The 12403-nt window shown below is 64.3% G+C and carries 13 protein-coding genes; 12 read left to right on the top strand and 1 reads right to left on the bottom strand.

What is annotated here, in order from left to right:
• Positions 1–91: 91 nt before the first annotated feature.
• From hemF to PCE31106_RS05840, 12 genes are all read left to right on the top strand, one after another.
• Complete coding sequence (gene hemF, locus PCE31106_RS05895; RefSeq protein WP_017232869.1) at positions 92–1027, top strand: oxygen-dependent coproporphyrinogen oxidase; 936 nt, start codon at positions 92–94, stop codon at positions 1025–1027.
• 13 nt (positions 1028–1040) lie between these two features.
• Complete coding sequence (locus PCE31106_RS05890; RefSeq protein ID WP_017232868.1) at positions 1041–1772, top strand: nicotinate-nucleotide adenylyltransferase; 732 nt, start codon at positions 1041–1043, stop codon at positions 1770–1772.
• 62 nt (positions 1773–1834) lie between these two features.
• Positions 1835–2275 (top strand): ribosome silencing factor, encoded by a 441-nt coding sequence (gene rsfS / locus PCE31106_RS05885; RefSeq protein ID WP_150562680.1) that lies wholly within the window; start codon positions 1835–1837, stop codon positions 2273–2275.
• A 27-nt stretch (positions 2276–2302) separates the two neighbouring features.
• Positions 2303–2773 carry a 23S rRNA (pseudouridine(1915)-N(3))-methyltransferase RlmH gene (gene rlmH, locus PCE31106_RS05880; protein WP_017232866.1) on the top strand — a complete coding sequence of 157 codons (471 nt, stop codon included), beginning with the start codon at positions 2303–2305 and terminating at the stop codon, positions 2771–2773.
• Between the two features lie 263 nt (positions 2774–3036).
• Positions 3037–4368, top strand: a complete 1332-nt coding sequence (gene ugpB / locus PCE31106_RS05875; RefSeq protein ID WP_017232864.1) for a sn-glycerol-3-phosphate ABC transporter substrate-binding protein UgpB — start codon at positions 3037–3039, stop codon at positions 4366–4368.
• 157 nt (positions 4369–4525) lie between these two features.
• Complete coding sequence (gene ugpA, locus PCE31106_RS05870) at positions 4526–5422, top strand: sn-glycerol-3-phosphate ABC transporter permease UgpA (protein WP_017232863.1); 897 nt, start codon at positions 4526–4528, stop codon at positions 5420–5422.
• A complete protein-coding gene (gene ugpE / locus PCE31106_RS05865) occupies positions 5419–6264 on the top strand; it encodes a sn-glycerol-3-phosphate ABC transporter permease UgpE (RefSeq protein WP_017232862.1) in 846 nt (281 codons plus the stop codon). The genes ugpA and ugpE overlap by 4 nt, the downstream gene beginning before the upstream one ends.
• Before the next feature lie 2 nt (positions 6265–6266).
• Positions 6267–7364: a sn-glycerol-3-phosphate import ATP-binding protein UgpC gene (locus tag PCE31106_RS05860; RefSeq protein ID WP_150562679.1), complete on the top strand. Its 1098-nt coding sequence runs from the start codon at positions 6267–6269 to the stop codon at positions 7362–7364.
• Positions 7361–8140 carry a glycerophosphodiester phosphodiesterase gene (ugpQ, locus tag PCE31106_RS05855; protein ID WP_150562678.1) on the top strand — a complete coding sequence of 260 codons (780 nt, stop codon included), beginning with the start codon at positions 7361–7363 and terminating at the stop codon, positions 8138–8140. Before PCE31106_RS05860 ends, ugpQ begins: the two co-directional genes overlap by 4 nt.
• Before the next feature lie 214 nt (positions 8141–8354).
• Positions 8355–8954: a Maf family protein gene (locus tag PCE31106_RS05850; protein ID WP_017232859.1), complete on the top strand. Its 600-nt coding sequence runs from the start codon at positions 8355–8357 to the stop codon at positions 8952–8954.
• Between the two features lie 45 nt (positions 8955–8999).
• Positions 9000–10469, top strand: a complete 1470-nt coding sequence (rng, locus tag PCE31106_RS05845; protein WP_017232858.1) for a ribonuclease G — start codon at positions 9000–9002, stop codon at positions 10467–10469.
• A 30-nt stretch (positions 10470–10499) separates the two neighbouring features.
• Entirely contained in the window at positions 10500–11783 is a 1284-nt protein-coding gene (locus PCE31106_RS05840) for a cation diffusion facilitator family transporter (protein WP_150562677.1), read from the top strand.
• A gap of 56 nt (positions 11784–11839) precedes the next feature.
• On the opposite strand, the gene rfbC is transcribed toward PCE31106_RS05840, so the two are convergent.
• Positions 11840–12388 carry a dTDP-4-dehydrorhamnose 3,5-epimerase gene (gene rfbC, locus PCE31106_RS05835; RefSeq protein ID WP_150562676.1) on the bottom strand — a complete coding sequence of 183 codons (549 nt, stop codon included), beginning with the start codon at positions 12386–12388 and terminating at the stop codon, positions 11840–11842.
• Between the last annotated feature and the right edge of the window lie 15 nt (positions 12389–12403).

Here is a 12403-nt window from a genome sequence, read left to right as displayed (position 1 = left end):
TTCGGCGCGACCGTTTGCCGCGTCGGCCTGCCCCCGACCGCGTAGCTGCCGGTACAATCGCGGTTATTACCACGCATCGGGACGTCACAGAATGACAGCGCAAGACGCCGCACCGGCGCCGGATACGGGCGCAGTGCGAACTTATCTGCTCGGGCTTCAGGACCGCATCGTCGAGACGCTCGGGCGCCTCGACGGCAAACGCTTCCTCGCCGACGACTGGCAACGCCCGGCCGATAGCGCGCTGCGCGGCGACGGCCGCACCCGCGTGCTCGACGATGGCGACTTCTTCGAGCGCGGCGGCGTGAACTTCTCTCATGTGGTTGGCGACAAGCTGCCAGGTTCGGCCAGCGCCTCCCGCCCGGAGCTGGCCGGGCGTGGCTTCGAAGCCCTCGGTGTCTCGCTCGTGCTGCATCCGCGCAATCCGTACTGCCCGACTGTGCACTTCAACGTGCGCATTCTGATCGCCACGGCTCCCGGCCAGTTGCCCGCGTTCTGGTTCGGCGGCGGTATGGATCTCACGCCGTACTATCCGTTCGAAGAGGACTGCCGGCACTTTCATCAGACCTGCAAGGACGCGCTCGATCCGTTCGACACCGCGTGGTATCCGCGTTTCAAGACGTGGTGCGACGAGTACTTCTACCTGAAGCATCGCCAGGAGCCGCGCGGCATCGGCGGCATCTTCTTCGACGACTTCTCGGGCGGCGGTTTCGACACGGGCTTCGCCGTCATGCAAAGTGTGGGCGATGCCTTCCTCGACGCTTATGTCCCGATCGTCGAGCGCCGTCGCGGCATGCCCTACGGTGAGCGCGAACGGGATTTCCAGGCTCACCGGCGCGGCCGCTATGTCGAATTCAACCTGGTCTGGGACCGTGGCACCCATTTCGGCCTGCAATCGGGGGGGCGCACCGAATCGATCCTGATGTCGATGCCGCCGATCGTGAAATGGCACTACGACTGGAAACCCGAGCCGGACACCCCGGAAGCGAAGCTCTATACCGACTTCCTCGTGCGCCGCGAGTGGGTGTGAAGGCCGGCCGCGAATGACCGTCTCCTCCGCTACTGGGCACGACGCCACGCATCCGTCGCCCGCCAGTCCGATCCGGCGCATCGGCGTGCTCGGCGGCACGTTCGATCCGATTCACACCGGGCACCTCGCGCTCGGCGCACTGTTCGCGCGCACACTCGCCCTCGACGAACTGATCCTGATGCCAGCCGGCCAGCAGCCGCAAAAGCAAGGCAGCACCGCGGCCGAACATCGTCTGGCTATGACACGCCTCGCCGCGGAGCAACTCGCCGCAGCGCTCGCGCGCACGCAACCGTCCACCCGGTTGCGCGTCAGCACGCGCGAGATCGAGCGCGCCGGGCCGAGCTACACCGTCGATACGCTGCGCGAGATGCGCCGTGACCTGGGCCCGCAGGTCTCGCTCTCGCTGCTTATCGGCTCCGACCAACTGGTGCGCCTGGATACCTGGCACGCCTGGCGCGAGCTGTTCGACTACGCGCACGTCTGCGCGGCCGCGCGACCCGGTTTCCGCTGGGCCACCGCCTCCTCAGAACTGCGCCAAGTCTTCGCCGAACGGGAAAAGTCCGCGCTCGGGGTACAATCCACGCCATGCGGCGGCATACTGATCGACAACTCACTAGCTGTCGACATCTCCGCCACCGAGTTGCGCGCCACGCTGGCGCACGCGCGAGACGCGGCCACGCCCCCGGCGAATCTGCCCGAATCCGTGTGGCATTACATCCGCGCGCAACACCTGTATCGCGCCTGACGGCCCTTGGCCCTTACCCGGTCGCCGCCTCGGCGCTCCCTGTTTTACCAAAAAGACGCACTATGGATATTCGTAAACTTCAGCGCCTGATCGTCGACGCCCTCGAAGACGTCAAGGCCCAGGACATCAAGGTGTTCAACACCGAGCACCTCACCGCCCTGTTCGAGCGCGTGATCATCGCGAGCGGCACGTCCAATCGCCAGACCAAGGCGCTCGCCGCGAGCGTGCGCGACAAGGTCAAGGCCGCCGGCGGCGACATCGTCAGCATGGAAGGCGAAGACGTCGGCGAATGGGTGCTGGTCGACACGGGCGACGTCATCGTGCACATCATGCAGCCGGCCCTGCGCCAGTACTACAACCTCGAAGAGATCTGGGGCGAGAAGCCCGTGCGCCTGAAAGCGGCCGGTACCAAGGCCGGCGCCAAGGCCAGCGCGGAAGATCACGAAGACGACGAGGACGACGCCGTCGACGCGCCGGCCCCCGCACGCCGCAACGCAAAGTAAGCCGGCACTGCGCGGAACTCAGCCGACATGCGTCTGTTCATACTCGCGGTCGGGCACAAGATGCCCGGCTGGATCGAGACCGCTTTCGCCGAGTACGCCAAACGCATGCCGCCCGAGCTGCGTATCGAACTCAAGGAAATCAAACCGGAGCAACGCTCCAACTCCCGCACGGCCGAGACGGTGATGGCGGCCGAAGCGCAGCGCATCGATGCGGCCCTGCCGCGTGGCTGCCGCCTCGTGTGCCTGGACGAACGCGGACAGGACCTCACGACGATGCGCCTGGCCCAATCGCTCACCGGCTGGCAGCAAGACGGGCGCGACGTGGCGTTCGTGATCGGCGGCGCAGACGGCCTCGACCCGGCCCTCAAGGCGCGCGCCGACACCCTCATCCGGCTCTCCAGCCTGACGATGCCCCACGGTATGGTGCGGGTATTGCTCGCCGAGCAGCTCTACCGCGCGTGGAGCATCAATGCCAATCATCCCTATCACCGCGTCTGACGACACACCAAGTCAGAAATAAGTCGGAAATAAGTCAATTCGTCTTGTGCAGTGCAACGCCGCGTTGCGCCGCACGCCAAATCGCGCGCAACGCCTCGCTGCCCGGCATCCCCAGACGATTGTCAATCCCCTTAGACGCCGCCATGCAACACGCGTTGTGCGCTGCGGGTGGAAAAAACACAATGACGTGGTAGTCTAGCCCGCGCTGCAAGGTTCGCACCGCGAACAACAACTAGACTTCTCGTGAACCACCGGAGATTGGCATGAAGCAACCGTCCCTGCGAAGTATCGTTTTGGCCGGCGTTGGCGCTGCAATGGCGTTCGGCATGAGCACGTCGGCCCTGGCCGCAACCGAGATTCAGTTCTGGCACTCGATGGAATCGGCCCTCGGCGATCGCGTCAATCAGATCGCCAACGATTTCAACGCGTCGCAAAGCGACTACAAGATTGTCCCGATCTACAAGGGCAACTACGAGCAGGGACTGGCCGCCGGTATCGCCGCGTTCCGCGCCGGTAACGCACCGGCCATTCTTCAGGTGTACGAAGTGGGTACGGCCACGATGATGCAAGCCAAGAAGGCGGTCAAGCCGGTGTGGCAAGTCATGAAGGACGCCGGCGAGCCGTTCGACGAAGCGGCGTTCGTGCCGACCGTGGCGAGCTACTACGCGGACAGCAAGACCAACCATCTCGTGTCGATGCCGTTCAACAGCTCGACGCCGGTGCTGTATTACAACAAGGACGCCTTCAAGAAGGCGGGCCTCGATCCGAATACCCCGCCGAAGACCTGGGCCGACGTGAAGACCGACGCCGAGAAGCTCAAGGCCGCCGGCCTGTCGTGCGGTTTCAGCACCGGCTGGCAGGGCTGGACGCAACTCGAAAACTACAGCGCCTGGCATGCCCTGCCGTTCGCCACGAAGAACAACGGCTTCGACGGTCTTGACGCCAAGCTGAACTTCAACGGCCCGCAGCAGATCAAGCACATCCAGTTCCTGGCCGACATGGCCAAGGAAGGCACGTTCACGTATGTGGGCCGCAAGGATGAAGTGACCTCGAAGTTCTACAGCGGCGACTGCGGCATTGCCATCACCTCATCGGGCGCCCTCGCCAACATCGCCAAGTACGCCAAGTTCAGCTATGGCGTGGGCATGATGCCGTACGATGCCAACGTGAAGGGTGCACCGCAGAATGCCATGATCGGGGGCGCCAGCCTGTGGGTGCTCGCTGGCAAATCGTCCGCCGAGTACAAGGGCGTGGCCAAGTTCCTGAACTACCTCGCGTCGCCCGCGGTGGCGGCGAAGTGGCACCAGGATACCGGTTACCTGCCGGTGACGAAGGCCGCCTATGAACTGACCGAGAAGCAAGGCTTCTACGCGAAGAACCCCGGCGCCGACGTGGCCATCAAGCAGATGCTCAACAAGCCGCCTCTGCCGTTCACGCGGGGTCTGCGCCTGGGCAACATGCCGCAGATTCGCACGGTGGTCGACGAGGAACTCGAAGGCGTGTGGAGCGGCAAGCAAACGCCCAAAGCCGCGCTGGACAAGGCCGTCGCCCGTGGCGACGAGCTGCTCCGTCGCTTCCAGAAACAAGGCGGCTAAGCCGTCCTCAAAACGCACGATCGCGCACGCCAAGCCGGCAAATTGGCGAATGAATAGCGTTCGCGGCGCGCATTGCGGCGTTACCGTCGCGACGTTACTATGACCACCCGGCCCGTCGACAACACGGGCCGGGTTGGTTTTTTCTGCTCATTACGTTATGGCGCATAACTCCAGAGAACGCCCTCGCTTCGGAACCGGCTGGCTGCCCTACGCGCTCGTCGCCCCGCAGCTCCTCATTACCGTCGTGTTCTTCCTGTGGCCCGCGGGCGAGGCCCTGTGGCAATCGACATCGGCGCAGGACGCCTTTGGGCTGTCCAGTGAGTTCGTCGGCCTGGACAACTTCGTTTCGCTATGGCGCGACCCGCTCTACCTCGCGTCGTTTCGCACCACGATGATCTTCAGCGGGTTGGTGACGGTCTGCGGACTGGTCATCTCGTTGCTGCTCGCGGCCATGGCCGACCGGGTCACGCGGGGCAAGCGCACCTACCAGACGCTGCTCATCTGGCCGTACGCGGTGGCACCGGCCATCGCGGCCGTACTGTGGGCCTTCCTGTTCAATCCGAGCATCGGGCTTGTCACCTACGGCCTGGCGAAGCTCGGCATCGAGTGGAATCACGCGCTCAATGGCGGCCAGGCGATGTTCCTCGTCGTGCTCGCGTCGATCTGGAAGCAGATCAGCTACAACTTCCTGTTCTTCTACGCGGGTTTGCAGGCGATTCCGCGCTCGCTCGTGGAAGCGGCGGCCATCGACGGCGCCGGGCCGATCCGGCGCTTCTTCGGGCTGGTGTTGCCGCTGATTTCGCCGACGACGTTCTTCCTGCTCGTGGTCAACCTCGTGTACTCGTTCTTCGACACGTTCCCGGTGATCGATGCCGCGACCGGCGGCGGGCCGGGTCAGTCGACCATGACGCTGATCTACAAGATCTACTCGGAAGGCTTCAAGGGGCTCGACCTCGGCAGCTCGGCTGCCCAGTCGGTGGTGCTGATGGTCATCGTCATCGTGCTCACGGTCGTGCAGTTCCGTTTCATTGAACGCAAGGTGCAATACGCATGATCGAGAATCGTCGCGGCCTGGATATCTTCTGCCACGTCATGCTGGTCATCGGCGTGCTGTTGGTCGTCTTCCCGCTCTATGTGGCGTTCGTCGCCGCCACCATGAACGAGCGCGAAATCTTCAACGTTCCGTTGTCGCTCATCCCGAGCACGCACCTGCTCCAGAACCTTGCCACCGTGTGGAATCAGGGCACGGGCGATTCCGCCATGCCGTTTGGGCTAATGCTCGGCAACAGCCTGTTCATGGCGCTGGTCATCACCATCGGCAAGATCTCGGTGTCGATCCTGTCGGCCTTCGCCATCGTGTATTTCCGTTTCCCGTTGCGCAATCTGTTCTTCTGGCTGATCTTCGTCACGCTGATGCTGCCGGTCGAAGTGCGGATCTTCCCAACGGTACAGGTGATCTCGACCCTCGGCCTCATCAACACCTACACGGGCATGACGCTGCCGCTTATCGCGTCGGCCACGGCCACGTTCCTGTTCCGGCAGTTCTTCATGACGCTGCCCGACGAACTCGTCGAAGCCGCGCGCATCGACGGCGCCGGCCCGATGCGCTTCTTCGTCGACGTGGTATTGCCGCTCTCGAAAACGAACATCGCGGCGCTGTTCGTCATCACCTTCATCTATGGCTGGAATCAGTACCTGTGGCCGATTCTGGTGACCAACGCCCCGTCGATGACGACGGCCGTGGTCGGCATCAAGAGCATGATCGGCAGCGGCGACACCGCCACCCAATGGCAACTCGTCATGAGCGCCACGCTGCTCGCCATGTTGCCGCCCCTCGCGGTGGTCCTGCTCATGCAGCGTTGGTTCGTGCGCGGTCTGGTCGATTCGGAAAAGTAATCATGGCAAATCTCAAACTCCATCGCGTCAAGAAAACCTACGACCGGAAGAACTATGTCCTGCACGGTGTCGACATCGACATCGAAGACGGCGAATTCGTGGTCATCGTCGGCCCCTCGGGCTGCGGCAAGTCGACGCTGCTGCGCATGGTGGCCGGCCTCGAATCGGTCAGCGAAGGCAGCATCCTGATCGGCTCGCAAGTCGTCAATGAACTGGAGCCGAAGGATCGCAATATCGCGATGGTGTTCCAGAACTACGCGCTATATCCGCACATGGATGTGCGCCAGAACATGTCGTACGGCTTGAAGATCCGCGGCATCGACAAGAAGATCATCGACGAGCGCGTGCTCGCCGCCGCACGCATTCTGGAACTGGAACCCCTGCTCGCACGCAAGCCGCGCGAACTCTCGGGCGGTCAGCGCCAGCGCGTGGCCATGGGCCGCGCGATCGTGCGTGAGCCCGCGGTATTCCTGTTCGACGAACCGCTCTCGAACCTCGATGCCAAGCTGCGTGTGCAGATGCGTCTGGAAATCCAGCGGCTGCACGCGCGCCTCAAGACCACCAGCCTGTATGTCACCCACGATCAAATCGAGGCGATGACGTTGGCGGATCGCGTGATCGTCATGAACAAGGGCTACGCCGAGCAGATCGGCACCCCGACGGATGTGTACGAGCGCCCCGCATCGCTGTTCGTGGCGAGCTTCATGGGCTCGCCCGCCATGAACCTGCTGAAGGGCCGCGTAGACTCGGAAGGCCGTACGTTCGAGGTCGACGGTGGCGGGCCGGCCCTGCGTCTGCCGCCCACGAGCATGGCGTATGCCAACCGTGAACTCGTGCTCGGCGTGCGCCCCGAACATCTGGTGCCCGCCGAGCAGCACAACGGCCTGGGTGCCTTCGCCGCGCAGACCAACATCCTCGTCGATCAGCTCGAACTGCTCGGCGCCGACAATCTGGCGCATGGCCGCTGGGGCGAGCAGCCCGTCACGGTGCGTCTGCCGCACGAGATGCGGCCGGCGGCGGGTACGGTGGTGCCGCTGGCCATCTCGGCCAAGGCGTTGCACCTGTTCGATCCGACGACCGGCAAGCGAGTCGAAGCATGACCGCCCCCTCGACACCGGCGCGTTTGTGGCCCGCCTGGCCCTATCCCCGCATCGTCGCGCACCGTGGCGGCGGTAAGCTGGCCCCGGAAAACACGTTGGCCGCGTTCGAGATGGGGGCCTCGCTCGGCCTGCGCATGGTCGAGTTCGATGCCAAGCTCTCGGCGGATAACACCGTCTTCCTGCTGCACGACGACACGGTCGATCGCACCAGCAACGGGCACGGCGCTGCCGCGCAAATGACCTACGCCGACATCGCAAAACTCGATGCCGGCAGTTGGTTTGGCGAGCGCTTCGCGGGTCAGGCGATGCCGACCCTCGCCCAGGTGGCCGAGCGCTGTATTGCGCTGGGGCTGGCGGCGAATGTCGAAATCAAACCGTGCCCGGGCCGCGAGGCGGAAACGGGCAAGCGGGTCGCCCAGGCCGTGCAGGCGCTGTGGGCCGGACAGGCCCAGCCGCCGCTGCTCTCGTCGTTCTCGTACGAGGCGCTCGAAGCCGCGGCGGCCGCTGTCCCCGACCTGCCGCGCGGCATGCTGTACGAGGCCATTCCGGCGCATTGGCGCGAGGACGCCCGCCAGCTCGGCACCGTCTCGCTGCACGCGAGCCATCAGCCGCTCGACGGCCCGCAGGTCGCACAGATCAAGGCGGCCGGCCTGCAAATGCTGGTCTACACGGTCAACGATCCGGCCCGTGCACGTGAACTGGCGGCGTGGGGTGTCGATGCCATCTGCACCGACCGCATCGACCTGATCGGCGCCGACTTCCTCGCCGACGCTTGAACGCTTGCCCCGCGGAGTCCTCGGCAATCCGCGGCAATCCGCCCGTTTTCCCGTCGACATCGCCGTCTGCCCCCCGCGCGCGCTGGCGGGCGTGAGCGCAAGGCGGCATAATAGGACGTTCCCCCTCGCCCAGCCCATCCCGCGGCCCGGTGCACGCGCTTGCCAGTCGTTGCGAAGCCGTGTGCCGGGCTGGACGAATTCAAGCCAAGCCGCCATGCCGTACATCTATCTCGCGTCGCAAAGTCCCCGCCGCCAGGAACTGTTGCAACAGCTCGGCGTTCGTTTCGAGCTGCTGCTGCCGGGCGCTCACGAGGACGCCGAAGCACTCGAAGCCGTGCTGCCGGGAGAGCCACCGGACGACTACGTGCAGCGCGTCACGCGTGCCAAGGCCGAAGCGGCGCTCACGCGCCTCGCCCGCGCAGGCCTGCCTGGCGCCCCCATTCTGGCGGCCGACACGACGGTATGCCTGGACGGCACCATCCTCGGCAAGCCTTTCGACGACGCCGACGCCTGTGCCGTACTCGCGCGTCTGTCGGGCACACGCCATCGCGTGCTGACCGCCGTCGCCGTCTGCGCCGACGGCCAGATCCATCAGGCAGTGAACATCTCGCACGTCTGGTTCCGGCCGATGCGCCGTGAAGAGATCGAGCGTTACGTCGCCTCGGGCGAGCCGAGAGGCAAGGCCGGGGCATACGGTATTCAGGGCAAGGCTGCCGAATTCGTGCTGCGCATCGATGGCAGCTACTCCGGCATCATGGGGCTACCGCTGTGCGAGACCGCCGCGCTGTTGCGCCAGGCCGGCGTCGACTTCTGACGCTTACCGAATTTGCCAAGCCTTATTGAGTCGGGTCGACACTCTATGAACGAAGACATTCTGGTCAACATCACGCCACAGGAAACCCGTGTGGCACTCATGCAGCTCGGTGCCGTGCAGGAATTGCACATCGAGCGCACGCTCTCGCGCGGCCTGGTCGGCAACATCTATCTGGGCAAGGTCGTGCGCGTGCTGCCAGGCATGCAATCGGCGTTCATCGATATCGGGCTGGAGCGAGCGGCGTTCCTGCACGTGGCCGATATCTGGCATCCGCGTACGAACAACGACACCTCCACGCCGCATCCGCAGCCGCCTATCGAGAAAACGGTGTTCGAGGGGCAGACGCTGATGGTGCAGGTCATCAAGGATCCGATCGGCACCAAGGGCGCGCGCCTGTCGACGCAGATCAGCATTGCCGGGCGCACGCTCGTCTACCTACCGCAGGAGCCCCACATCGGCATTTCGCAGCGCATCGAGAGCGAAGCGGAGCGCGAGGCGCTGCGCAGCAAGATCCAGGCGCTCGTGCCGGCCGACGAGAAAGGCGGCTTCATCGTGCGCACCATCGCGGAAGACGCGGCCGACGCCGAACTGGCGAACGACATCGCCTATCTGCGCAAGTCCTGGCAAACCATCGGCGAGCAGAGCACGCGCGTGCCTGCGCCTGCCCTGCTGTATCAGGATCTGAACCTTGCCCAGCGCGTGCTGCGCGATTTCGTGCACGAGGAGACGGGCAAAATCCTGGTCGACTCGCGCGAGACGTTCCAGAAGCTGGCCGAATTCGCGACCACTTATACACCGGCGGTGCTCGGCAAGCTCACGCATTACACCGGCGAGCGGCCGCTGTTCGACCTGTACAACGTCGAGACGGAAATCGAGCGGGCGTTGTCGCGTCGCGTCGATCTGAAGTCCGGCGGGTATCTGATGATCGATCAGACCGAGGCGATGACGACCATCGACGTGAACACCGGCGGCTACGTCGGCGCACGCAACTTCGACGACACGATCTTCAAAACGAACCTCGAAGCGGCTTTGATGATCGCGCGCCAGTTGCGGCTGCGCAATCTGGGCGGGATCATCATCATCGACTTCATCGACATGGAGAACACCGAGCATCGCGATTCGGTGCTCGCCGAACTGAAGAAGGCGCTCGCCCGCGACCGGACGCGCATTACCGTGAACGGCTTCTCCCAGCTCGGACTCGTCGAAATGACCCGCAAGCGCACGCGCGAGTCGCTCGCCCATGTGCTGTGCGAGCCGTGTGCCGTCTGTCAAGGCAAGGGACAGGTCAAGACGCCGCGCACGCTGTGCTACGACATTCTGCGCGAGATTCTGCGCGAATCGCGTCAGTTCAATCCGCGCGAATTCCGCCTGATCGCCTCGCAGGAAGTCGTCGATCTGTTCCTCGAAGAGGAGTCTCAGCATCTCGCGATGCTGATCGACTTCATCGGCAAGCCGATTTCGCTGCAGGTGGAGTCGTCGTTCCATCAGGAACAGTACGACATCATTTTGATGTAACCGCACTCAACGCTCGCACGTTCCGACGTCATGCCCTACTCGAACTACGACAATCTGGCGGCATCGAGCGAGGCGCTCGACAAACACGCTGTCGCGCGCAAGACAACCTGGGTCAGCATCTGGGTCAATATCGTGCTCACGACGGCGCAGATCGTCATCGGCATCTTCGCCCGTTCGCAGGCATTGATTGCCGACGGCATTCACTCGCTCTCGGACATCGTCTCGGACTTCGTCGTGCTGGCCGCCGCAAGGGGTAGCGCCCGTGCGCCGGACGCCGACCACCCCTACGGTCATAGCCGCTACGAAAACGCGGCGTCGTTGTTTCTCGGCGTCATTCTGCTCGTGGTGGGGGCGGGAATGCTCTGGCGCGGCATCGAGCGGCTGCTGCATCCGGAAGACATTCCGGAAGTGCACATGATCGCGCTGGTCGTTGCGGTTCTGGTGCTGGTCAGCAAGGAAGGCCTCTTTCGCTATATGCTGCGCGCCGCGCAGCGCGTGCGCTCGGCGATGCTCGTGGCCAATGCGTGGCACGCGCGCTCCGACGCGCTCTCGTCGCTCGTCGTGGCGTTCGGCATTCTGGGCAACCTTGCGGGCTATCGCATTCTCGACCCGCTGGCCGCCGCCCTCGTGGGACTGATGATCGGACGCACCGGGTGGAAGTTCGGCTGGAACGCGTTGCAGGACCTCATCGATCGCGGCGTGGACGACGCCACGACTGTCACCATTCGGGAACGGCTACTCGCGACACCCGGCGTGCGCACCGTCGACATGCTGCGCACGCGGCGCATGGGCGATGAAATCGTCGTCGATGTGCACATCCTCGTCGATGCGCGTCTGTCGGTCTCGGAGGGACACTACATCGCGGAACAGGCGCGCGCGACGGTCATGCTGGAGCCGCAGATTCTCGATGTACTCGTACACGTCGATCCGGAGAGCGACACCAAGGGCACCGCATTGCAGCAATGGCCTGCGCGCTCGGTCGTGGTCGGCGCGGCAGAGGCGCTGTGCCGCGCCAATGCGCTGGCGCTGCACGACGTCAAACTGCACTATCTGAACAACGGGCTGGAAGCCGACGTGATTGTCGAAGGGCTGCGTGAACCGGCAAGTTCGGGCGCGGAGGGCGTGCCCATCGACGACGGCATCGAACCGTCGTCGCAGAGCGTGGCCGATGCGCTCACCGCGCGCTTTGGCCTGCGCGCCGTGAGGGTACTGCGGGTGACGGGCGACACGTCTGCCGCACCGGGCGAGGCCGACGTCGCCAACCGCGCAGCGCCGTCCGCAAAAGCAACGGCCGCCGGTCCCGCCGTCAATTGACGACCGGGCCGCAGCGGCCGAGGGTACCCCTACGGAACGGTGTTCCGTAGGCAACATCAGTCTTCCTGCCGGTACTCCGAGAACAGCATGCCCTGCCGATCCTTGTCCGAGACGATCGGCGTGATGCCGTCGAGCGGCCAGGGAATCGCAAGCGTCGGGTCGTCCCAGCGAATGCAGCGCTCGAACTGCGGGGCCCAGTAATCCGTGGTCTTGTACAGCACTTCGGCCGTCTCCGACGTCACCACGAAACCGTGGGCGAAGCCTGCCGGGATCCATAGCTGCTTCTTGTTTTCGGCGCTCAGCACTTCCGCGACCCACTTGCCGAAGGTCGGCGAGCCTTCACGAATATCGACCGCTACGTCGTAAATTTCGCCGTGCAGCACGCGCACGAGCTTGCCCTGTGGTTGCTTGACCTGGTAGTGCAGGCCGCGCAGTACGCCACGGACCGAGCGCGACTGGTTGTCCTGCACGAAGGTGAGCGTCTCGCCGAGCGCGTTGTCGAAGCCGCGCTGGTTGAAGCTCTCGAAGAAATGGCCGCGAGCGTCGCCAAAGACCTTCGGTTCGATCACGCGAACGGCAGGAATGGCGGTGGGAGTCACTTGCATAGCGAGATACCTTTA

The organism is Pandoraea cepalis, from assembly GCF_902459665.1.
Lineage (GTDB): Bacteria > Pseudomonadota > Gammaproteobacteria > Burkholderiales > Burkholderiaceae > Pandoraea > Pandoraea cepalis.
Note: the sequence above shows the minus strand (reverse complement) of the source record. Positions and strands in the feature narration are given on the sequence as shown.

Bases quoted from the DNA above. Each gene is read 5' to 3' on its own strand.
- hemF (WP_017232869.1), top strand. From the start codon at position 92: ATGACAGCGCAAGACGCCGCACCGGCGCCGGATACGGGCGCAGTGCGA.
- rsfS (WP_150562680.1), top strand. From the start codon at position 1,835: ATGGATATTCGTAAACTTCAGCGCCTGATCGTCGACGCCCTCGAAGAC.
- PCE31106_RS05890 (WP_017232868.1), top strand. From the start codon at position 1,041: ATGACCGTCTCCTCCGCTACTGGGCACGACGCCACGCATCCGTCGCCC.
- ugpA (WP_017232863.1), top strand. From the start codon at position 4,526: ATGGCGCATAACTCCAGAGAACGCCCTCGCTTCGGAACCGGCTGGCTG.
- PCE31106_RS05860 (WP_150562679.1), top strand. From the start codon at position 6,267: ATGGCAAATCTCAAACTCCATCGCGTCAAGAAAACCTACGACCGGAAG.
- PCE31106_RS05850 (WP_017232859.1), top strand. From the start codon at position 8,355: ATGCCGTACATCTATCTCGCGTCGCAAAGTCCCCGCCGCCAGGAACTG.
- rfbC (WP_150562676.1), bottom strand. From the start codon at position 12,388: ATGCAAGTGACTCCCACCGCCATTCCTGCCGTTCGCGTGATCGAACCG.
- rlmH (WP_017232866.1), top strand. From the start codon at position 2,303: ATGCGTCTGTTCATACTCGCGGTCGGGCACAAGATGCCCGGCTGGATC.
- ugpQ (WP_150562678.1), top strand. From the start codon at position 7,361: ATGACCGCCCCCTCGACACCGGCGCGTTTGTGGCCCGCCTGGCCCTAT.
- rng (WP_017232858.1), top strand. From the start codon at position 9,000: ATGAACGAAGACATTCTGGTCAACATCACGCCACAGGAAACCCGTGTG.
- ugpB (WP_017232864.1), top strand. From the start codon at position 3,037: ATGAAGCAACCGTCCCTGCGAAGTATCGTTTTGGCCGGCGTTGGCGCT.
- PCE31106_RS05840 (WP_150562677.1), top strand. From the start codon at position 10,500: ATGCCCTACTCGAACTACGACAATCTGGCGGCATCGAGCGAGGCGCTC.
- ugpE (WP_017232862.1), top strand. From the start codon at position 5,419: ATGATCGAGAATCGTCGCGGCCTGGATATCTTCTGCCACGTCATGCTG.